Source organism: Halovulum marinum, assembly GCF_009697225.1.
Lineage (GTDB): Bacteria > Pseudomonadota > Alphaproteobacteria > Rhodobacterales > Rhodobacteraceae > Halovulum > Halovulum marinum.
This window is the reverse complement of sequence record NZ_WIND01000015.1, coordinates 21,395-41,833: the sequence shown is the minus strand read 5'-3', so window position 1 is coordinate 41,833 and position 20,439 is coordinate 21,395. Positions and strand designations below refer to the sequence as shown.

The 20,439-nt window shown below is 70.7% G+C and carries 16 protein-coding genes; 12 read left to right on the top strand and 4 right to left on the bottom strand.

Annotation, left to right across the window (positions count from 1 at the left end; translation table 11 throughout):
• Positions 1-158 precede the first annotated feature (158 nt).
• Both GE300_RS15965 and GE300_RS15960 read left to right on the top strand, forming a co-directional pair.
• Positions 159-899 carry a YebC/PmpR family DNA-binding transcriptional regulator gene (locus tag GE300_RS15965; RefSeq protein WP_154447851.1) on the top strand — a complete coding sequence of 247 codons (741 nt, stop codon included), beginning with the start codon at positions 159-161 and terminating at the stop codon, positions 897-899.
• Between the two features lie 727 nt (positions 900-1,626).
• Positions 1,627-2,766, top strand: coding sequence for a carboxylate-amine ligase (locus GE300_RS15960; protein ID WP_154447849.1), 1,140 nt, complete (start codon positions 1,627-1,629; stop codon positions 2,764-2,766).
• A gap of 43 nt (positions 2,767-2,809) precedes the next feature.
• Here GE300_RS15960 and GE300_RS15955 read toward each other — a convergent pair whose 3' ends face one another.
• Both GE300_RS15955 and GE300_RS15950 read right to left on the bottom strand, forming a co-directional pair.
• Positions 2,810-4,201: a helix-turn-helix domain-containing protein gene (locus GE300_RS15955; RefSeq protein WP_154447847.1), complete on the bottom strand. Its 1,392-nt coding sequence runs from the start codon at positions 4,199-4,201 to the stop codon at positions 2,810-2,812.
• A gap of 88 nt (positions 4,202-4,289) precedes the next feature.
• Complete coding sequence (locus GE300_RS15950; RefSeq protein ID WP_154447845.1) at positions 4,290-5,549, bottom strand: M10 family metallopeptidase; 1,260 nt, start codon at positions 5,547-5,549, stop codon at positions 4,290-4,292.
• Between the two features lie 199 nt (positions 5,550-5,748).
• On the opposite strand from GE300_RS15950, the gene GE300_RS15945 reads away from it, so the two are divergent.
• The 6 genes from GE300_RS15945 (at position 5,749) to GE300_RS15920 (ending at position 11,510) form a co-directional block, all read left to right on the top strand.
• Positions 5,749-7,281: an acyl-CoA carboxylase subunit beta gene (locus tag GE300_RS15945; protein ID WP_325063274.1), complete on the top strand. Its 1,533-nt coding sequence runs from the start codon at positions 5,749-5,751 to the stop codon at positions 7,279-7,281.
• Between the two features lie 160 nt (positions 7,282-7,441).
• Complete coding sequence (locus tag GE300_RS15940) at positions 7,442-7,579, top strand: hypothetical protein (RefSeq protein ID WP_154447842.1); 138 nt, start codon at positions 7,442-7,444, stop codon at positions 7,577-7,579.
• A gap of 129 nt (positions 7,580-7,708) precedes the next feature.
• Positions 7,709-8,053 (top strand): hypothetical protein, encoded by a 345-nt coding sequence (locus tag GE300_RS15935; RefSeq protein ID WP_154447840.1) that lies wholly within the window; start codon positions 7,709-7,711, stop codon positions 8,051-8,053.
• 148 nt (positions 8,054-8,201) lie between these two features.
• Positions 8,202-8,408, top strand: coding sequence for a hypothetical protein (locus tag GE300_RS15930; RefSeq protein WP_154447838.1), 207 nt, complete (start codon positions 8,202-8,204; stop codon positions 8,406-8,408).
• A gap of 201 nt (positions 8,409-8,609) precedes the next feature.
• The gene (locus GE300_RS15925) at positions 8,610-10,592 is read left to right on the top strand and encodes an acetyl-CoA carboxylase biotin carboxylase subunit (protein ID WP_154447836.1); all 1,983 of its coding nucleotides are present in this window, start codon (positions 8,610-8,612) and stop codon (positions 10,590-10,592) included.
• A 3-nt stretch (positions 10,593-10,595) separates the two neighbouring features.
• Positions 10,596-11,510, top strand: coding sequence for a hypothetical protein (locus GE300_RS15920; RefSeq protein ID WP_154447834.1), 915 nt, complete (start codon positions 10,596-10,598; stop codon positions 11,508-11,510).
• A 9-nt stretch (positions 11,511-11,519) separates the two neighbouring features.
• On the opposite strand, the gene GE300_RS15915 is transcribed toward GE300_RS15920, so the two are convergent.
• Positions 11,520-11,948 (bottom strand): DUF4174 domain-containing protein, encoded by a 429-nt coding sequence (locus GE300_RS15915; RefSeq protein ID WP_154447832.1) that lies wholly within the window; start codon positions 11,946-11,948, stop codon positions 11,520-11,522.
• A 108-nt stretch (positions 11,949-12,056) separates the two neighbouring features.
• On the opposite strand from GE300_RS15915, the gene GE300_RS15910 reads away from it, so the two are divergent.
• The 3 genes from GE300_RS15910 to GE300_RS15900 are packed head-to-tail and all read left to right on the top strand — an operon-like array spanning position 12,057 to position 16,732.
• Entirely contained in the window at positions 12,057-13,655 is a 1,599-nt protein-coding gene (locus GE300_RS15910; RefSeq protein WP_154447830.1) for a hypothetical protein, read from the top strand.
• Position 13,656: 1 nt separating this feature from the next.
• Positions 13,657-15,801 (top strand): methylmalonyl-CoA mutase, encoded by a 2,145-nt coding sequence (gene scpA, locus GE300_RS15905; RefSeq protein WP_154447828.1) that lies wholly within the window; start codon positions 13,657-13,659, stop codon positions 15,799-15,801.
• Positions 15,802-15,805: 4 nt separating this feature from the next.
• On the top strand, positions 15,806-16,732 hold the full coding sequence (locus GE300_RS15900; protein ID WP_154447826.1) for a ketopantoate reductase family protein: 927 nt from the start codon (positions 15,806-15,808) through the stop codon (positions 16,730-16,732).
• A gap of 20 nt (positions 16,733-16,752) precedes the next feature.
• Here the strand turns inward: GE300_RS15900 and nhaA are convergent, their stop codons facing one another.
• Complete coding sequence (gene nhaA / locus GE300_RS15895; protein ID WP_154447824.1) at positions 16,753-17,988, bottom strand: Na+/H+ antiporter NhaA; 1,236 nt, start codon at positions 17,986-17,988, stop codon at positions 16,753-16,755.
• Between the two features lie 134 nt (positions 17,989-18,122).
• On the opposite strand from nhaA, the gene GE300_RS15890 reads away from it, so the two are divergent.
• On the top strand, positions 18,123-20,402 hold the full coding sequence (locus tag GE300_RS15890; RefSeq protein WP_325063273.1) for an NADP-dependent malic enzyme: 2,280 nt from the start codon (positions 18,123-18,125) through the stop codon (positions 20,400-20,402).
• Positions 20,403-20,439 lie beyond the last annotated feature (37 nt).

Below are 20,439 nucleotides of genomic sequence, written 5' to 3'. Positions count from 1 at the left end.
GCCCGCGCGCCGGGGAAGGGCCAGCCCCCCGCGCCGCGCGGCTGCGCGCGCCCATGCGGAACCTGCGGGCGCGGATGCGCGCCGGCGCTTGATCAATGGGCGCGCTCCGGCCTATACACCTTGCGTTTCCGATCCCGCAGGCAAGTGAAGAGGCGTCGATGGCCGGGCATTCCAAATGGGCGAACATCCAGCACCGCAAGGGCCGGCAGGATGCCGCGCGCTCCAAGCTGTTCTCCAAGCTCAGCAAGGAGATCACCGTGGCGGCGAAGATGGGTGACCCGGACCCGGACAAGAACCCGCGGCTGCGGCTTGCGGTCAAGGAGGCCAAGTCGAACTCGGTTCCCAAGGACGTCATCGACCGGGCGATCAAGAAGTCGCAGGGCGGCGACGCCGAGAACTACGAGGAGATCCGCTACGAGGGCTACGGCCCCGAAGGCGTGGCGGTGATCGTCGAGGCGATGACCGACAACCGCAACCGCACCGCCTCGAACGTGCGCTCGATATTCTCCAGGTCCGGCGGCAATCTGGCCGAGACCGGCGCCGTCAGCTTCATGTTCGAGCGCAAGGGCCTGGTGGTCTACCCGGCCGCCGTCGGCGACGCCGTGGCGGTGCTGGAAGCGGCCATCGAGGCCGGCGCCGAGGACGTGGAAAGCTCGGACGACGGGCACGAGATCTACTGCGACGCGACCGACCTGAACGAGGTTTCGACCGCGCTCGAGGCGACGCTGGGCGAAAGCGAGACCACCAAGCTGATCTGGAAGCCGCAGAACACTACCGCGCTGGACCTGGACGGGGCGCAGAAGGTGATGCGCCTGATCGAGTCGCTGGAAGACGACGACGACGTGCAGAACGTCACCGCGAATTTCGACATCCCCGACGAGGTGATGGAGCAGTTGTAGCACCGGCCGAACGGCCCCGCGGCGCGGGCAGGGGAACCGGCCGCACCGAGGCGCGGCCGGGAGGGATCATTCGGCGTCGTCGACCATTTCGGCCGGGAACGGGTTGCCGTTGCGGCGGGTGTCGGCCAGGCGTTGCCGCGCTTGCGAAAGTTGCCCGCGCCGTCCTTGCCGTTGTCGTGGCCCCTGGCCGACACCGCAAGCGGTGCCGCGAGGGCCATCGCGCCGGCGAGCACGGCGGCGGTCAGGCTCGTGCCGCGGTTCCCGCGGGTCTGTCGGCGCGGCTTTGCGAGGCGGCCGCCGATTACATCGACTAAGACAGCTTCTACGATTTCGTGACCTGTGTCGCCTTCGAGGGGCCGGGGCCGCGGGCCGGGTTGCACCTGGAGCGCGACCTGCCGTGCTCGGGCTTCGCCCAGGCGCCGGGCGATCCGATCGGGGTGACGCTGAACCGGTTCGGCAATCCTCTGGCGGAGCATCCGGTGGCGGTGTTCCGGATCGACCCGGAAACCGCCACGCCGCGCCGGGAGTTGCTGCGGACCGACGCCGCCGGGGTGACGCCGGTCGTCCTGCGCCCGGGGGGTGACGCTGCTGAACGCGGTCGAGCTGCGCCCGGCGAAGGCGAAATACGACGCGGAGTGGCTGAGCACCTGGGCCCCGCTGACTTTCGCGCTTCCCTGAACCCGCTGCGGGCGCTAGGTATTCCGGATATCCGTGTCCGGAGACCTGCATGTCGGACCGCCCGATCCTGACCCTCGGCATCGAGGAAGAATACCTGGTCGTCGACCGCCAGACCCGCGAGCTGGTGCGCGAGCCGGCCGAGGCGTTCCTGGAGGCGTGCCGCAAGGCGGTGGGCGAGCGGGTGACGGCGGAATACCTGCAGTGTCAGGTCGAGGTCGGCACTCGGCCGCACCGCTCGGTCGCCGATGCGGTGGCCGAGCTGGGCGAGCTGCGCAACAGCATCGCCGACGCCGCCGCCGCGCACGGCTATGCCGCGATCGCCGCCTCGACCCACCCGTTCAGCCGCTGGCGCGAGCAGACCCACACCCGCAAGGACCGCTACGACGCGCTGCGCGACGACCTGGGCCAGCCGATCCGCCGGATGATGATCTGCGGCATGCACATCCACATCGGCATCGACGACCGCGACCTGCGCATCGACCTGATGAACCAGGCGGCGTATTTCCTGCCGCACATGCTGGCGCTGACCTGCTCCTCGCCGTACTGGGAGGGCGAGGACACCGGCCTGTCGTCCTACCGGCTGACGGTGTTCGACGCGCTGCCGCGCACCGGGCTGCCGGACGAGCTGGGCTCGTTCAACCAGTACCGGCGGCTGGTCGACCAGCTGGTCGAGGCCGGCTGCATCGAAGACGGCACCAAGATCTGGTGGGACATCCGCCCGTCGGACAAGTTCCCCACCGTAGAGCAGCGGATCACCGACGTCTGCGCGCGGCTGCGCGACGTGGCGGCGCTGGCCGCGCTCTACCAGTCGATGTTCGCCTATCTGTACCGGCTGAAGTCGCGCAACCAGCGCTGGCGGCTGTACCCGCGCACGATGATCATGGAGAACCGCTGGCGCGCGCAGCGCTACGGCGCGGCCGGCAAGCTGGTCGACCACGGCCGCCGGCAGCTGGTGCCCTGCGCCGACCTGGTCGAGGAGATGATCGACCTGTTCGGCGACGACGCCGAGGTGCTGGGCTGCAGGCGCGAGCTGTGCCAGCTGCGCGCGATCCTGCGCGACGGTACCTCGTCCGAGCGCCAGCGCGCCGCCCGCGCCGCGGCCGAGGAGGCCGGCGCCTCGCCGCACGAGGCGATGGTGGCGGTGGTCGACCAGCTGATCGCGGATTTCACCGCGCACCGCGACGACTGAGCGCCGCGCCGCAATCGCCGCTGCGCGCGCGGCGGCCGGGCAATCAGTCCAGCCGGTAGGGCAGCGCGCCGCGGTCGTCGGGGTCGATGCGGATCGGCCGGTCCATCGGCGGCAGCGCCCGCTGGTGGCAGTCGGTGCGCTCGCAGATCCGGCAGGACACGCCGATCGGCTCGAAACCGCGGTTCAGGTCCAGATCGTCGGCATAGGTCAGCGCGCCGGCATGGGCCACCTCGCAGCCCAGGGCGATGGCGTAGCGCCGCACCGGCGCGTGGAAGTCGCGGCCCGGTTTCGACACGTCCCGCGCCAGACACAGGTAGCGCACCCCGTCCGGCGTCTCGGCCAGCTGCCGCAGCCAGCGGCCGGGCGCCTCGAAGGCGCGGTGCACGTTCCACAGCGGGCAGGCGCTGCCGAAGCGGGCGAACTGCAGCCGGGTCGCCGAGTGCCGCTTGGTGATCGTGCCGGCCTGGTCGACGCGGACGAAGAAGAACGGCACCCCCTTGGCGCCGGGGCGCTGCAGCGTCGACAGCCTGTGCGCCACCTGCTCGATCGAGGCGCCGAAGACCAGCGCCAGCCGGTCGAGGTCGTGCCGCGCCTCCTGCGCCGCGGCGAGGAACCGGCCGTAGGGCAGCAGCGCCGCGCCGGCGAAATAGTTCGCCAGCCCGATCTTGCAGATCTCGCGCGCGGTGTCGGTGCGGAACCGCGCCAGGTCCAGCGTCGCCTCCAGCAGGTCGTCGTGCGCCACCAGCGCCAGTTGGTGCGCGGCCTGGAACCATTGCGTCGCCGGTCCGGCCTCGGCGGCCAGCGTCAGGCGGCGGCTGGCGGGATCGTAGTGGCGCAGCGGCGCGTCGAGACGGATCTGCAGCGCGATGCCGTGGTCGGCCTGCAGCCGGTCGGCCATCGCCGCCAGCCGGTCGCCCCCGGCCAGGCTGCCGGCGAAGCGCTCGGCGGCGCGGTCGACCGCGTCGATGTAGTTGTCGCAGTAGTGGAAGAAGTCGCGCACCTCCTCCCAGGGCAGCGGGGCGAGGGCGCTGCCCTCGGTGCCCAGCGCCTCGTTCAGCGACACCAGCTGCTCGCTCTGCTGGCGGTGCGCGCGGTGCAGCGCCAGGAAGGCGCGCGCCAGTCCGGGCGCGTTCGAGGCGACCAGCCGCAGTTCGGCCAGCGGCGGCGCCTCGGCGAACACCGGGTCGGCCAGCGCCTCGCGCATGTCGGCGGTCATGCGTTCGGCCTCGCCCACCGACAGCTCGGTCACGTCGAAGCCGAACTCGCGCGCCAGCGCCAGCAACACCCCGGTCGAGACCGGGCGGTGGTTGTTCTCCATCTGGTTCAGGTAGGACAGGCTGACGCCCAGCCGGCCGGCGAAATCCTTCTGCGTCAGGCCGCGCCCGGTGCGGATCTCGCGCAGCTTGACGCCGGCGTAAAGCTTCTGCGTGGTCATCGGCGGCCTGCGGCGCGGGCCGGGACCGAACGGCGGTTTGCAAACATCGCGCAGATTATCGCCGCGATGTTTGCAAACTCAAGCGGGATCAGACGATGATGTCGTCGAACAGCGCGGCGGCGGTGATGTCGAGCACCTTGAGCACGTCGCCGTTGCCGAAGTCGAAGACGACGTTTCCGTTCCGCTCGCTGGCGTGGCTCAGGGCGTCTGCGGCGTCGGCCAGCCCCAGCCCCTTCAGCAGCAGCAGGTCGATGTCGTCCTCGAAATCCTTCACCCGGTCCCTGTCGTCGCCGCCGGTGAACACGAACCTGTCGGCGCCACCGCCGCCGAACAGGTTGTCGTTGCCGTTCTGCCCGAACAGCTTGTCGTTCGCGTTGCCGCCCTTGAGCGTGTCGTTGCCGTTGCCGCCCCGGATCAGGTCGCGGCCCTTGTTGCCGAGGATCTCGTCGCCGCCGCCGAAGCCCTTGAGGGTGTCGTGGCCCTGGCCGCCGGAAAGCCGGTTGCCGGTGCTGTTGCCCAGGATCTGGTCGGCGCCGGATCCGCCGGCCGCGTTCTCGATCACCGTGCCGAAGGCGATCGAGACGTCCTCGTGCGCGGTGCCGAAGCGCGAGTACGCGCCCTCGCGCAGGTCCAGCGCCACGTCGTGCCGGGCCGCCGAGGCGTTGAAGGTATCGATGCCGCCGCTGTCCCAGACCGCATCGACCGTGCCGTTGCGCGGGCCGGTGTAGGCGGAATTGCCGGCATTGTTGGCGGCCGCGCCCCAGATGTCCTGCAGCGCGAGGATGTCGAACAGCTGCATGGCGGCGCTGTCCAGCCCGTTGTCCGGGTTCGCGCTGTAGGACATCACCGTGAACTTGCCGTTCTCGTAGGCGTTCGGGATCGACGGCGACGTGAAGCTGTGCTTCAGGCCCATGGCATGGCCCAGTTCGTGCAGGATCAGGTTGGTCTGCCCGGCGATGTTCAGGCCGTTGTCGAATACCGCGAAATTGTCGTAGGCGGTGACGTCGAGATTGGCGTTCCAGCCGTAGCCGCTGCCGCCCTCGCCGGCGACGCTGGAAGGCAGGTCGACCTTGCCCAGGTTCATCACCGGATCGGCCCAGCCGCTGACCTCGACGAAGTCGACGTTGAGGAAGGTCTCGATGTGGTCCATCGCGTCGCGGACCGCCTGCCGCTCGGCGCCGCTCATCGCGGTCCAGCCGGTGTAGCCGCGCCATTGGTCCTGCGGTGCGCTGCCATTGGCGAACTGGTAGGTGACGACGAAGCGCGGCGCGCCGGCTTCGTTGATCGGGTTGAGGGCGCCGATGCCCGGGAACTGCATCCCGTCGATGATCTCGGACTGGCTCAACATCTGCGGATCCCTCTTTCTTGCGGACAATGCGGGGCTGACTGCCAGCCGAATGCGGTGGTTTTGTGACTGCCGGCGCGCGGCTTCGCAAGTTTGCAATATGCCGCACGGGGTGTTTGACGACTCTGCAAATACACCGAATGGCCCTTCTTTTCGCGCCGCTCCGGCACTAGGGTCGGCGCAGACTTCCGGGGAGGCCGCCGTGCAGGAGATTCTCGACGAACTGGAGCGCCGCCGCGACCACGCCCGGCTGGGCGGCGGCCAGCGCCGCATCGACGCGCAGCATGCCAAGGGCAAGCTGACCGCGCGCGAGCGGCTGGACGTGCTGCTGGACGAAGGCTCGTTCGAGGAATTCGACATGTTCGTCGCCCACCGGGCGACCGACTTCGGCATGGCCGAGCACAAGTATCCCGGCGACGGCGTCGTCACCGGCTGGGGCACGATCAACGGCCGCATGGTCTATGTCTTCAGCCAGGATTTCACCGTCCTCGGCGGCAGCCTGTCCGAGACCCATGCCCAGAAGATCTGCAAGATCATGGACATGGCGGTGCGCAACGGCGCGCCGGTGATCGGGCTGAACGATTCGGGCGGCGCCCGCATCCAGGAGGGCGTCGCCAGCCTCGCCGGCTATGCCGAGGTGTTCCAGCGCAACATCATGGCCTCGGGCGTGGTGCCGCAGATCAGCGTGATCATGGGGCCCTGCGCCGGCGGCGCGGTGTATTCGCCGGCGATGACCGACTTCATCTTCATGGTGCGCGACAGCTCGTACATGTTCGTCACCGGCCCGGACGTGGTGAAGACCGTCACCAACGAAGTCGTCACCGCCGAGGAACTGGGCGGCGCCAGCACCCACACCCGCAAGTCCTCGGTCGCCGACGGCGCCTTCGACAACGACATCGACGCGCTGCTCGAGGTCCGCCGCCTGGTCGACCTGCTGCCGCTCAGCAACCGCGAGCGCCCGCCCGAGCGACCGGTGTTCGACGCGCCCGACCGGATCGAGATGAGCCTCGACACGCTGGTGCCGGACAACGCGAACCTGCCCTACGACATGCACGAGCTGATCCGGAAGACCGCCGACGAGGGCGAGTTCTACGAGATCCAGAAGGACTTCGCCGGCAACATCCTGACCGGCTTCATCAGGCTGGACGGCGCGACCGTGGGCGTGGTCGCGAACCAGCCGATGGTGCTGGCCGGGTGTCTGGACATCGACGCCAGCCGCAAGGCGGCGCGCTTCGTGCGGTTCTGCGACGCGTTCGAGATCCCGATCCTGACCTTCGTCGACGTGCCCGGCTTCCTGCCCGGCACCGGGCAGGAGCATGGCGGCGTGATCAAGCACGGCGCCAAGCTGCTGTTCGCCTATGGCGAGGCGACGGTGCCCAAGGTCACGGTGATCACCCGCAAGGCCTATGGCGGCGCCTATGACGTGATGGCGTCCAAGCATCTGCGCGGCGATTTCAACTATGCCTGGCCGACCGCCGAGATCGCGGTGATGGGCGCCAAGGGCGCGGTCGAGATCCTGTATCGGTCCGAGCTTGGCGAGCCCGAGAAGATCTCCGGCCGGACGCAGGAATACGAGGCCCGGTTCGCCAACCCGTTCGTCGCCGCCGAGAAGGGATTCATCGACGAGGTGATCATGCCGCACAGCACCCGCCGGCGCGTCACCCGCGCCTTTGCGGCGCTGCGCGGCAAGAGCCTGCAGAATCCCTGGAAGAAGCACGACAACATCCCGCTGTGATGCCCCGATCCAAGATGACATCAGTGCAGAATTGCCGATTGATTCCGGGCCAGCCGATTGTCCCCGTTGCATTTTCCGGCCCGACGCGTAGGCTTCGGTACAGCGGGGGCATCCGCCGGCCGCTGAAACATCGACTGACCTACGGGGAAAGGACATCTCCATGTCGCGTACGACCAAGATTCTTGGACTTCTCATTCTGGCTGGCATCGTCTCGGCCTGCGCTCAGCAGCAAGAGCCCGAGCCGATCCCCGCGCCCCCGCCGGCCATCGAGCCCGAGCCGACCTTCAGCAAGTTCTGATCCGAACTTTCCTGCCGCCCGGTCGACAGGTCGGGCGGCGGGCCTTGCCGCGCGCGGACGCCGCCGGGCACCGCACGCGCCCCATGCCCGCGACGAATCGCTTTTCCTCAACGATCGGAACGGGTTGCCATGCTGAAGCATCGGGGGTTCCCGGCGCGGATGTCGGGCACGGACTTCCAGTTCACGCTGCGCCGTCCGGGAAAGGACGGGCCGACGCCGCTGCGCGCGCGTCAGCGCTATGCCGACCGCCGGCCGCAGGACCGGGCGGCCGACAGCGCGTTCCTGGCCGCGCTGTGGCAGCATTTCGGCGCCGAGCCGTTCCCCCGCGGCAACCTCGACGCCGGCCGGCTGAGCTGGCTGTTCGGGCGCGAGGTGGTGCCCGCCGAGGAGCCGTTCGACCCGGCCAGCTACGACGCGCTGCTGCGCATCGACGCCGAGCGCGCGGCGGAAACGTTCCCGCAGGTGATCGGATGACCGCGCCGCGCGCCTGGCCCGCGGCCCGGAACTGGCGGAAATCCGCCATCTTTCAAAGTCTTTCAGGACGCGCTTCTTTTGTGACGGGAACTTTTCCGCCGGGCGCATTACATATTAGGCGACGCAACAAGAACGAAGGATCGGTATCATGCGTGTTATCGTCAAACCCGCCCTCGCCGCCACGCTGCTGGCTCTGGCCGCCTGCGGCAACTCTTTCGAGGAGCAGGCGCTCATCGGCGCCGGTGCCGGTGCCGCGACCGCGGCGGTGCTGGACGAAAGCGTCGCCGCCGGCGCGCTGGTCGGCGCTGCCGGCAACGTCGCCTACTGCAACGCCTACCCGTCGCAGTGCCGCTGACGCACCGACGGGCGGCGCCGCCGCCCGTCTAGGATCCGCCGGACCGGCCCCGGTCCCGCAGCGCACCGCTGCGGGCGATGTGCGCCGTCTGCCCGAAATTCCGGAATCGCAAGCCCCCTGCCGCCCGACGCGCGACGGGGCGCCTTGCCGTGCGCGAACGGGCGATCGCCGTCCGCGGGGCGAGAAAAGGGACGCCGCCTGATGTTCGACAAGATCCTGATCGCCAACCGGGGCGAGATCGCCTGCCGCGTGATCAAGACCGCCCGCGCGATGGGCATCCGGACCGTCGCGGTCCATTCCGACGCCGACCGCGACGCGCTGCACGTGAAGATGGCGGACGAGGCGGTGCCGATCGGTCCGCCGCCGGCGTCGGAAAGCTACATCGTCATCGACAGGATCCTGGACGCGGTGCGCCGGACCGGCGCGCAGGCGGTGCATCCCGGCTACGGCTTCCTGTCCGAGCGCGCCGGGTTCGCCCGGGCGCTGGAGGCGGCGGGCGTCGCCTTCATCGGCCCGCCGGTCGGCGCGATCGAGGCGATGGGCGACAAGATCACCTCGAAGAAGCTGGCGGCCAAGGCCGGGGTGTCCACCGTGCCGGGCTACATGGGCCTGATCGGCGACGCCGACGAGGCGGTGAAGATCGCCGGGCAGATCGGCTATCCGGTGATGATCAAGGCCAGCGCCGGCGGCGGCGGCAAGGGCATGCGCATCGCCTGGACCGACGACGAGACGCGCGAAGGCTTCCAGTCGTCGAAGAACGAGGCGAAGTCCAGCTTCGGCGACGACCGCATCTTCATCGAGAAGTTCGTCACCTCGCCGCGGCACATCGAAATCCAGGTTCTGGGCGACGCGCACGGCAACTGCATCTACCTGGGCGAGCGGGAATGCTCGATCCAGCGCCGCAACCAGAAGGTCATCGAGGAGGCGCCGAGCCCGTTCCTGGACGAGCGCACCCGCCGCGCGATGGGCGAGCAGGCGGTGGCGCTGGCGCAGGCGGTGGACTATTGCAGCGCGGGGACCGTCGAGTTCATCGTCGACGACAAGAAGAACTTCTATTTTCTTGAAATGAATACGAGATTGCAGGTCGAGCATCCGGTGACCGAGCTGATCACCGGCATCGATCTGGTCGAGCAGATGATCCGCGTCGCCGCCGGCGAGCCGCTGGCGCTGAAGCAGTCCGACGTGCGGCTGGACGGCTGGGCGCTGGAAAGCCGGCTCTATGCCGAGGACCCGTACCGCAACTTCCTGCCGTCGATCGGGCGGCTGACCCGCTACCGGCCGCCGGCCGAGGAGCCGCGCCGGGTGCGCAACGACACCGGCGTCTACGAGGGCGGCGAGATCTCGATGTTCTACGATCCGATGATCGCCAAGCTGTGCACCTGGGGCCAGGACCGCGACGCGGCGCTGGAGGAGATGCGCGTCGCGCTGGACACCTTCGAGGTCGAGGGCATCGCCCACAACCTGCCGTTCCTGTCGGCGGTGATGGACCACCCGCGCTTCGCCAGCGGCGACATCACCACCGGCTTCATCGCCGAGGAATACCCCGACGGCTTCGACGGCGTGACGCTGCCGGGCGCGGCGCAGCACCGGATCGCCGCGCTGGCCGCGCGGATGTGGGAGGTGGTCAGCGCGCGCGCCGGACAGATCAGCGGCCAGCTGTCTACCGCCGATCCGCACGCCGAACGCGCGCTGGTGGTGATCCTCGCCGGCGAGCAGCACCCGGTGCGGCTGAACGGGCAGGGGGCGGTGAGCTTCGGCGACGTCTCGATCGACGTCACCGCGCTGGACTGGCACCCGGGCGCGACGCTGGCGCGGGCCGAGGTCGGCGGCGTGGCGATCGCGGTCAAGGTCGACCGGCGCACCGACGGCTTCCGGATCCGCTATCGCGGCGCCGACCTGGTGGTGAAGGTCTACACGCCGCGGCAGGCCGAACTGGCCGCGCTGATGCCGGAAAAGCTGCCGCCCGACACCTCGAAGATGCTGCTCTGCCCGATGCCGGGGCTGATCGTGACCCTGGCCGTGGCCGAGGGCGACGAGGTGCAGGAAGGCCAGGCGCTGTGCACCGTCGAGGCGATGAAGATGGAGAACGTCCTGCGCGCCGAGCGCAAGGGCGTGGTCAGCAAGGTCCACGTCGCGCCCGGGCAGTCGCTGTCCGTCGACGAGGTGATCATGGAGTTCGACTAGGCGATGGAGATCCGGCTGCATCTGGGCGCGCACCGCACCGGGACCACCCGGCTGCAGCAGGAACTGCGCCGCCGCGCCGATCACCTCGAGACTCGCGGCATCGCCGTCGCCTGGCCGCTGCAGCTGCGCCCCGAAACCGACTGGGGCTTCGCGGCTCTCGCCTGCCTGCCGGTGCTGGGCCGCCACGTCTCCTGCGAAACCGTGCGCCGGCTGGCGGCGACCCGCGCCGCGGCGCTGGCGCGGGGGCGGCGGCGGCTGGTGATCTCCGAGGAGAACTACGCCGGCGGCATCGACCGCATGGTGCGGCGCGGCGTGCTCTACCCCGACATCGCCGCCCGCGCCGCGCTGCTGGCGCCGCCGTTCCGCGACGATCCGCTGACGGTGCTGTTCTCGGTGCGCGGCTATGCGGGGATGTTCGCCTCGCTCTATGCCCAGATGGCGCGCCGCCGCCCGGCGCCCGGCTTCGACCGGCTGAAGCCGCGGATGCTGGCGCTGCCGCGCCGCTGGCCGGCGATCCTGGCGGAGCTGGCCGCCGCCTTCCCGCAGGCGCAGGTGCTGGTCTGGCCGTTCGAGGACATGCCCGGCAACGGTCTGCAGGCGGTCCGCCTGCTGCTGGGCGAGCGCGACGTCGCCGCCGTGGACGAGGATCTGCCGGCGGTGTACTCGTCGCCGACCGCGCCGGCGATCGCGCGGCTGAACCGTATGCGCCGCCCCGAGGAGCGGACCCGCGCGGCGCGGCGGGCGGTGATCGCCGCGTTCCCGCCCGGCGAGCACCCGCCGTTCCGGCCCTGGACCGAAAACGAGCGCGCCGCGCTCGATGCCGCCTACGCCGAGGATCTGGCGGCGCTGCGCCGCGCGCCGCCCGCAAACCTGCGCCTGGTCGGCCTGGCGCAACAGCCCGAGGCGCGGCATGGCTGACGGCGCGTGCTACCCTCCGGTGTTGCCGCCGCCCTGCCGGCTTTCGATCTCCTGCCGGCGCAGCGGCATGCGGTCGATCAGCCGCAGCACCTCGCGCACGGTGATCGGCTGCGGCTTGCGGTATTTCACCTCGCCGTCCTTGCCGAGCACCAGCACGCTGAAGTCGCGCGGCCGGAAGGTCTGGCGCAACTCGGACCGGGCGGCGGGATCGGTGTCGACCAGCACCACCACGTCGCGCTCGTCCAGCGCCGGCTTGTGCGCCTCGAGGTCGGCCAGCTGGGTCCGCACCCGCGGGTCGGCGGGCGAGTCGGCGAAGATGATGATCGGGCGCGCAACCCATTTCAGCTCGTCCAGCGTCGGCTGCGCCAGGTCGGCGGCGGCGGCTACGGCCGCGCTCAGCAGAGAGGCTGCGACCAGGGGCAGCATTCGGACCGGCATGCGTGTATCCTCCCGTACCAGACTTAAGCGCAGCCCCGCGGTTTGCGAAGGGGTCGCGCCGATCGAGCCCGAGGCACGGCCCGAGGCACGGCCCGAGGCATGGACACAATGACACAGACCGCCGCCCCTGCCGACACCGCGCCGCGCGCCGCGCCGCTGGCGCTGACCGCCGCCGGGGTGGCGCTGGGACTGTTCGCCTACATGCAGGCGCTGGCGTGGATGCGTGCGGGGCTGTTCGAATACCCGCTCGACGATGTCTACATCCATCTGGCCATCGCCGAGCAGATCGCCCGTGGCAACTACGGGGTGAACGCGGGCGAGGTCACCTCGGCCGCGTCGTCGGTGCTGTACCCGCTGCTGCTGCCGTTCCCCGAAGCCGGGGTGCAGCGCTATCTGCCGCTGGCCTGGAACACGGCGGCGGTGGCCGCCAGCGGGGCGCTGTGGGGCCTGCTGCTGCGCGAGTCGGGCTACGGCGCGGGCGCGTTCCGCCGCACCGGGATCCTGCTGGCGGTGCTGGGGCCGGTCGGGCTGAACATCGCCGGCGCGGGCTTCACCGGCATGGAGCACGCGCTGCACGGTGCCGCCACGCTGGCGCTGCTGCTGGGCCTGCTGCGGTTCCTGCGCGACGGGCGGATCGGCGCGCTGCTGGTCGCCGGCGTGCTGCTGGGGCCGCTGCTGCGTTACGAGGGGCTGGGCCCGTCGCTGCTGGTGGTGGCTCTGGTGCTGTGGCGTGGCCGGCCGCTGGCGGGCCTAGCCCTGCTGGCACTGGCGGCGCTGCCGCTGGCCGGGTTCACCGCCTTCCTGCTGTCGCAGGGGCTGGCGCCGCTGCCGAACTCGGTGCTGGCCAAGCTCGGCGACGGCGCGCAGGACCTGTCGATGGCGGCGCGCCTCGCCGGGCGGCTGGCCGGCAACCTGGCCGAGCCCGCGGGCGTCGCGCTGGCGCTGCTGACGCTTGCCGCGGCGGCGGTGGCGCTGGCGGCGCGGCGCGATCCGGTGGCCGGCGCGCTGGCGCTGGCCGGGGCCGCCGCGGGGGCCGGACACCTGCTGTTCGGCAAGATCGGCTGGATGGACCGCTACGAGCACTACGCGCTGCTGTTCGTCGGCGGCGCGCTGGCGGCGGCGCTGGTCCGTCTGCCCGAAGACGCCGCGCGCCGGGGGCTGAGCGGGGCGCTGGCGCTGGCGCTGGCCGGCCTGACGCTGCTCTACCAGCAGAATTTCGGCGCGCGCGGCCAGTGGGCGCCGCAGGCGCACCACCTGCAGACCGCGCAGATGGCGCGCTTCGCCAAGCAGGTCCACGCCGCACCGGTGGCGGTGAACGATCTGGGCCGCGTCGCCTGGCGCAATCCGGACTATGTGCTGGACCTGTGGGGCCTCGCCTCGCCGCTGGCGCTGGAGCGGCGGCTGACCGACCCGCGCCCGGGCTGGGCCGACGATCTGGCCGCGGCGCGCGGCGTGACGCTGGCGATGGTCTACGACGACTGGGTGGGCCCGGCGATCGGGGCCGACTGGGTGCGGCTGGGCGCGCTGACGCTGGACGCGCCGGCCGGACAGCTGGGCGGGCGCGAGGTCACGTTCTGGGCCACCGACCCGGCCGCCGCGCCGGCGCTGCGCGCCGGGCTGCGGGATTTCGTCCCGACGCTGCCGCCCGGCGCCGGCTTCACCTTCGCGGCGGAGCCGGCGGGCCCCCGCGCCAGCGATGGAGGATGAGATGACCGACCTGCCGCAGGACTGGGCCGACCTGGCCCGCAGCGAGCTGAAGGGCCGCGCGCCCGAGGATCTGACCTGGCACACGGTCGAGGGCATCGCCGTCAAGCCGCTCTACACCGCGGCGGACCTGGAGACGGTGACACACCTGGGCACGGTGCCCGGCCAGGCGCCGTTCGTGCGCGGCCCGCGCGCGACGATGTACGCCGGCCGGCCGTGGACGATCCGCCAGTACGCCGGATTCTCCACCGCCGAGGCGTCGAACGCATTCTACCGCAAGGCGCTGGCGGCGGGGCAGCAGGGCGTCTCGGTCGCGTTCGATCTGGCGACGCATCGCGGCTACGACAGCGACCATCCGCGCGTGGTGGGCGATGTCGGCAAGGCCGGCGTCGCCATCGATTCGGTCGAGGACATGAAGATCCTGTTCGACGGCATTCCGCTGGGCGAGGTCTCGGTCTCGATGACGATGAACGGCGCGGTGATCCCGGTGCTGGCTAGTTTCATCGTCGCCGGCGAGGAACAGGGCGTGCCGCGCAAAAGCCTCTCGGGGACGATCCAGAACGACATCCTCAAGGAGTTCATGGTCCGCAACACCTACATCTACCCGCCCGAGCCGTCGATGCGGATCGTCGCCGACATCATCGCATACACGGCCGAGCAGATGCCGCGCTTCAACTCGATCTCGATCTCCGGCTACCACATGCAGGAGGCCGGGGCGACGCTGGTGCAGGAACTGGCCTACACGCTGGCCGACGGGCGCGAATACGTCCGCGCCGCGATCGCGCGGGGCATGGACGTGGATGCCTTCGCCGGGCGTCTCAGCTTCTTCTTCGCCATCGGCATGAACTTCTTCATGGAGGCGGCCAAGCTGCGCGCCGCGCGGCTGCTGTGGTCGCGGATCATGGACGAGTTCGAACCGAACAGGCCGCAGTCCCGGATGCTGCGCACACACTGCCAGACCAGCGGCGTGTCGCTGCAGGAACAGGACCCGTACAACAACATCGTCCGCACCGCCTACGAGGCGATGGCGGCGGCGCTGGGCGGCACCCAGTCGCTGCACACCAACAGCTTCGACGAGGCGATCGGCCTGCCGACCGAGTTCTCGGCCCGGATCGCGCGCAACACCCAGCTGATCCTGCAGCACGAGACCGGGGTGACCCGCGTCGTCGACCCGCTCGCCGGCAGCTACTACGTCGAGGCGCTGACCGATCAGCTAGCCGCCGAAGCATGGAAGCTGATCGAGGAAGTCGAAAGTCTCGGCGGCATGACCCGGGCGGTCGCCTCCGGCCTGCCCAAGCTGCGCATCGAGGAGGCGGCGGCCAAGCGTCAGGCCGCCATCGACCGCGGCGAGGAGGTGATCGTCGGCGTCAACCGCTTCCGGCTCGACCGGGAAGAGCCGATCGACCTTCTGGACATCGACAACGACCAGGTTCGCGAGGCGCAGGTCGCCCGGCTGGCCCGCATCCGGCAACGCCGCGATGCAGCGGCGTGCGAGGGCGCCCTTGCGGCGCTCGAGCAGGCCGCTTCCTCCGGCACCGGCAACCTTCTCGAACTGGCCGTCGAGGCCGCCCGCGCGCGGGCCAGCGTAGGAGAGATCTCCATGGCGATGGAAAAGGCGTTCGGCCGCCACCGGGCCGAAGTGAAGACCCTCGCCGGCGTCTACGGCGCCGCCTACGAGGGCGACGAGGGCTTCGCGCTGATCCAGAAGGAGGTCGAGGCGTTCGCCGACGAGACCGGCCGCCGCCCGCGCATGCTGGTGGTCAAGATGGGTCAGGACGGCCACGACCGCGGCGCCAAGGTCATCGCCACGGCCTTTGCCGACATCGGCTTCGACGTCGACGTCGGCCCGCTGTTCCAGACCCCGGAGGAGGCCGCGCAGGACGCGATCGACAACGACGTCCACGTGGTCGGCATCTCCAGCCAGGCGGCCGGGCACCGGACGCTGGCGCCGAAGCTGGTGCAGGCGCTCAGGGATCAGGGCGCCGAGGACATCCTGGTGATCTGCGGCGGGGTGATCCCGCAGCAGGACTACGGTTTTCTCAGGGATGCCGGGGTGCGGGCGATCTTCGGCCCCGGCACCAACATCCCGGCGGCGGCGCGCGAGATCCTCGCCATGATCCGCGCCGCGCGCCCGCAGGCGGCGGAGTAGGGCGATGCGCACCGCGATCATCGGCGCCGGCGGCATCGGCGGCTACCTCGGCGCCAACCTGCTGGGCGCGGACCGCCCGGTGACGCTGATCGCCCGCGGCGCGCATCTGCGGGCGATCCGCGAACAGGGCCTGCGCCTGTCCGAGCCCGAGGGCGACACGCTGGTCCGCCCGGAGGTGACCGACGATCCGTCCGGCGCCGGCCAGGCCGATCTGGTGATCCTCGCCGTCAAGGGCCAGGACCTGCCGCGCGCGATCGAGCTGGCCCGGCCGCTGGTGGGCGGCGGCACGCGGCTGCTGCCGTTCCAGAACGGCGTCGAGGCCAGCGACCTGGTCGCCGAGGCCTACGGCCGCGACGCCGCGCTGACCGGCGTGGCGCGGATCCTCGCCAATATCACCGCGCCGGGCGTGGTGACGCGCTACGGCGACATCCGCAGCTTCACCATCGGCGATGCGCAGGGCCGGCAGGACGATCCGCTGGTGGCCGGGCTGCGCGCGACGCTGAAGGCGGCCGGGGTGCTGGTGCCGGACTGCGCCGACGTGCGCGTCGACCAGTGGACCAAGTTCCTGATGTTCAACGCGATCAGCAGCCTGACCGCGGCCGCGCGCTGCCGCCTGGACGAGATCCAGCAGACCCCCGAGCTGTGGGACATGGCCGCCCGGCTGGTGGCCGAGACCGCCGCCGTGGCCCGCGCCCGCGGCGTCGCCCTGCCGGCGGAGGCCGAGGAAAAGGTGATCGCCGCGATGGCCGCGATGCCGCCCGAGGCGCGCGCCTCGACCGCGCACGACCTCGAGCAGGGCAAGCCGCTGGAGATCGACTGGATCTGCGGTGCGGTCGCCCGGCTGGGTGAAGCCGCCGGCGTCCAGACGCCGCTGAGCCGCGTCTGCCACGCGATCCTGTCGCCGTGGAAGCACGGAAGGCCGGGCGGGTGACCGGCGGCGGGGCGCGGCGCTCAGGCGGGCGGCACCACCGGCTCCTTGCGCTCGGCGGCGGATACGGCCTCGTCCGGCTCGGGGCGGGCCGCTTCGGTCCCGGCGGGGCGGCCGGCGCCGAACAGCACGGCAAAGCCCAGCACCCCGGACAGGATCGATCCGGCCAGCACCCCCAGCCGCACCGCGTCGCGCAGGTCCGGATCGGCGAAGCTGAGCCCGCCGATGAACAGCGACATGGTAAAGCCGATGCCGGCCAGGCACGAGACCCCGTAGATGTGCCGCCAGCCAACGCCGTCGGGCAGGCTGGCCAGGCCCGACCGGACGAGGCCCCAGGTGAAGCCGAACACGCCGATCTGCTTGCCCGCGAACAGCCCCAGCGCGATGCCCAGCGTCACCGGGTTCAGCAGCTCGTCCAGCCCCAGCCCGTCCAGCGACAGGCCGGCGTTGGCGAAGGCGAACAGCGGCATGATCAGGTACAGCACATAGGGCGTCAGCGCGTATTCCAGCTTGTGCACCGGGCTGCCGCCGCGCGCATCCCGCAGCGGGATCGTCAGCGCCAGCACCACGCCGGCCAGCGTCGCGTGCACGCCCGATTTCAGCACCAGCACCCACAGGATCGTGCCCAGCAGGATCGACGGCGCCACCCGGTGCGCGCCGCGCAGGTTCAGCGCGATCAGCAGCGCCAGCGGCACCAGCCCGTAAACCAGGTAGTTCACCTTCAGCTCGGCGGTGTAGAACAGCGCGATGATCAGGATCGCCGCGATGTCGTCCAGGATCGCCAGCGTCAGCAGGAACATCTTCAGCGCCGCCGGCGCCCGCTTGCCCAGCAGCGCCAGCACCCCCAGCGCGAAGGCGATGTCGGTGGCCGCCGGGATCGCCCAGCCGTCCAGCCCGGGCCCGCCCAGGTTCAGCGCGGTGTAGATCAGCGCCGGCACGGCGACGCCGCCCAGCGCCGCGATTCCCGGCAGCATCACGTCGCGCGGGTTGCGCAGCTTGCCCTCGATCATCTCGCGCTTCAGTTCCAGCCCGATCAGGAAGAAGAAGATCGCCATCAGCCCGTCGTTGATCCACAGGATCAGCGGCTTTTCCAGCCCGTCGCCGTCCAGGGTGATCGCCAATACCGAGGACAGCTCGGCGTCGTAGCCGCTGGCCAGCGGCGAGTTGTAGATCGCCAGCGCCGCGACCGTGGCCAGCATCAGCAGGATTCCCGCCGTGGCATCATGGCGGTACAGGCGGTCTACGATCTGGATCAGCATCGGCGGTCCCGGCGTCGTGCGTTTGGTGTCAGATGGGCCCGACCGCCGACGGATCAACCAACCGCTGGCGTCCGGCGACGGAATATCGCAGGTACGGGGGCAATCGATGCCGTCATCCAGACAAGGACCACCCCGTGACCGACCGCAAGACCGACCCCTTCGTGCAGGCCGCGCTGAACTACCACCGCTACCCGCGTCCCGGCAAGCTGGAGGTGCGCGCCACCAAGCCGCTGGCCAACGGCCGCGACCTGGCCCGCGCCTATTCCCCCGGCGTCGCCGAGGCCTGCATCGAGATCCGAGACGACGCGGCGACGGTCTCGGACTACACCGCGCGCGGCAACCTGGTGGCGGTGGTCACCAACGGCTCGGCGGTGCTGGGGCTGGGCAACATCGGCGCGCTGGCCTCGAAGCCGGTGATGGAGGGCAAGGCGGTCCTGTTCAAGAAGTTCGCCAACGTCGACTGCTTCGACATCGAGGTGAACGAAAGCGACCCCGCGAAGCTGGCCGAGATCGTCGCCAGCCTGGAACCCACGTTTGGCGCGATCAACCTCGAGGACATCAAGGCCCCCGACTGTTTCATCGTCGAGGAACTGTGCCGCAAGAAGATGAACATCCCCGTCTTCCACGACGACCAGCACGGCACCGCCATCGTCGTCGGCGCGGCGGCGACCAACGCGCTGCGCGTCGCCGGCAAGAAGATGGAAGACATCAGGATCGTCTCGACCGGCGGCGGCGCGGCGGGGATCGCCTGCCTGAACATGCTGCTGAGCCTGGGCGCCAGGCGCGAGAACATCTGGCTGTGCGACATCCACGGGCTGGTCCACGAGGGCAGGACCGAAGACATGACGCCGCAGAAGGCCGCGTTCGCACAGGCCAGCGACCTGCGCACGCTGGACGAGGTGATCGGCGGCGCCGACCTGTTCCTGGGCCTGTCCGGCCCGAACGTGCTCAAGCCCGGGATGGTCGCGAAAATGGCCCGGCGCCCGATCATCTTCGCGCTGGCCAACCCCAATCCCGAGATCATGCCCGAGGCCGCGCGCGCAGTGGCGCCGGACGCGATCATCGCCACCGGCCGGTCGGACTATCCGAACCAGGTCAACAACGTGCTGTGTTTCCCGTTCATCTTCCGCGGCGCGCTGGACGTCGGCGCGACCGAGATCAACGAGGACATGAAGGTCGCCTGCGTCGAGGGCATCGCCGCGCTGGCCCGCGCGTCCTCGTCGGCCGAGGCGGCGGCCGCCTACCAGGGCGAGAACCTGGTGTTCGGCGCCGACTACCTGATCCCGAAGCCGTTCGATCCGCGCCTGCTGGCGATCGTCGCCTCGTCGGTGGCCAAGGCCGCCATCGCCTCGGGCGTCGCGACCAAGCCGCTGGCGGACATCGACGAGTACAAGCAGCGGCTCGACCAGTCGGTGTTCCGCTCGGCGATGCTGATGCGCCGGGTGTTCGAGGCGGCGCGCAACTCCGAGCGCCGCATCGCCTTCGCCGAGGGCGAGGACGAGCGCGTGCTGCACGCCGCCCACGCGATGATCGAGGAAACCGTCGACAAGCCGATCCTGATCGGCCGCCCCGAGGTGGTCGAGACCCGGCTGGAGCGGCTCGGCCTGCCGATCCGCCCTGGCGCCGACTTCGAGATCGTGAACCCCGAGAACGACCCGCGCTACCGCGACTACTGGGAAACCTACCACGGGCTGATGGCCCGGCGCGGCGTCACCCCGGACCTGGCCAAGGCGATCATCCGCACCAACACCACCGCGATCGGCGCGGTGATGGTCCATCGGGGCGAGGCCGACAGCCTGATCTGCGGCACCTTCGGTCAGTACCTGTGGCACCTGAAATACGTCTCGGAAGTTCTGGGCACGGCGCATCTGCATCCGATCGGCGCGCTGTCGCTGATGATCCTGGAACGCGGCCCGCTGTTCATCGCCGACACCCAGGTCCACCCGGAACCCACCGCCGAGCAGATCGCCGAGACCACCATCGCCGCCGCGCGCCACGTCCGCCGGTTCGGGCTGGAGCCGGTGATCGCGCTGTGCTCGCATTCGCAGTTCGGCAACCTCGACACCGAAAGCGGCCGGCGGATGCGCGCCGCGCTCGAGATCCTCGACGGGACGCCGCGCGATTTCGCCTACGAGGGCGAGATGCACTCGGACGCGGCGCTGGACCCGGACCTGCGCGAGCGAATCTTCCCCGGCAGCCGGATCCAGGGCGCGGCGAACACGCTGATCTTCGCCAACACCGACGCCAGCTCGGGGGTGCGCAACATCCTCAAGTCCGCCGCCGGCGGGCTCGAGGTCGGGCCGATCCTGATGGGCATGGGCAACCGCGCGCACATCGTCACGCCGTCGATCACCGCGCGCGGGCTGCTGAACATCTCGGCGCTGGCGGGAACGCCGGTGGCGCACTACGGCTAGGGGATGCGATGACCGAAGGCGGCGCGGCGCGGGGACG

What these genes read in the sequence shown, in the direction of transcription:
- GE300_RS15965 (WP_154447851.1), top strand. Translation starts at nt 159, where the DNA reads ATGGCCGGGCATTCCAAATGGGCGAACATCCAGCACCGCAAGGGCCGG.
- GE300_RS15960 (WP_154447849.1), top strand. Translation starts at nt 1,627, where the DNA reads ATGTCGGACCGCCCGATCCTGACCCTCGGCATCGAGGAAGAATACCTG.
- GE300_RS15955 (WP_154447847.1), bottom strand. Translation starts at nt 4,201, where the DNA reads ATGACCACGCAGAAGCTTTACGCCGGCGTCAAGCTGCGCGAGATCCGC.
- GE300_RS15950 (WP_154447845.1), bottom strand. Translation starts at nt 5,549, where the DNA reads ATGTTGAGCCAGTCCGAGATCATCGACGGGATGCAGTTCCCGGGCATC.
- GE300_RS15940 (WP_154447842.1), top strand. Translation starts at nt 7,442, where the DNA reads ATGTCGCGTACGACCAAGATTCTTGGACTTCTCATTCTGGCTGGCATC.
- GE300_RS15935 (WP_154447840.1), top strand. Translation starts at nt 7,709, where the DNA reads ATGCTGAAGCATCGGGGGTTCCCGGCGCGGATGTCGGGCACGGACTTC.
- GE300_RS15930 (WP_154447838.1), top strand. Translation starts at nt 8,202, where the DNA reads ATGCGTGTTATCGTCAAACCCGCCCTCGCCGCCACGCTGCTGGCTCTG.
- GE300_RS15925 (WP_154447836.1), top strand. Translation starts at nt 8,610, where the DNA reads ATGTTCGACAAGATCCTGATCGCCAACCGGGGCGAGATCGCCTGCCGC.
- GE300_RS15920 (WP_154447834.1), top strand. Translation starts at nt 10,596, where the DNA reads ATGGAGATCCGGCTGCATCTGGGCGCGCACCGCACCGGGACCACCCGG.
- GE300_RS15915 (WP_154447832.1), bottom strand. Translation starts at nt 11,948, where the DNA reads ATGCCGGTCCGAATGCTGCCCCTGGTCGCAGCCTCTCTGCTGAGCGCG.
- GE300_RS15910 (WP_154447830.1), top strand. Translation starts at nt 12,057, where the DNA reads ATGACACAGACCGCCGCCCCTGCCGACACCGCGCCGCGCGCCGCGCCG.
- scpA (WP_154447828.1), top strand. Translation starts at nt 13,657, where the DNA reads ATGACCGACCTGCCGCAGGACTGGGCCGACCTGGCCCGCAGCGAGCTG.
- GE300_RS15900 (WP_154447826.1), top strand. Translation starts at nt 15,806, where the DNA reads ATGCGCACCGCGATCATCGGCGCCGGCGGCATCGGCGGCTACCTCGGC.
- nhaA (WP_154447824.1), bottom strand. Translation starts at nt 17,988, where the DNA reads ATGCTGATCCAGATCGTAGACCGCCTGTACCGCCATGATGCCACGGCG.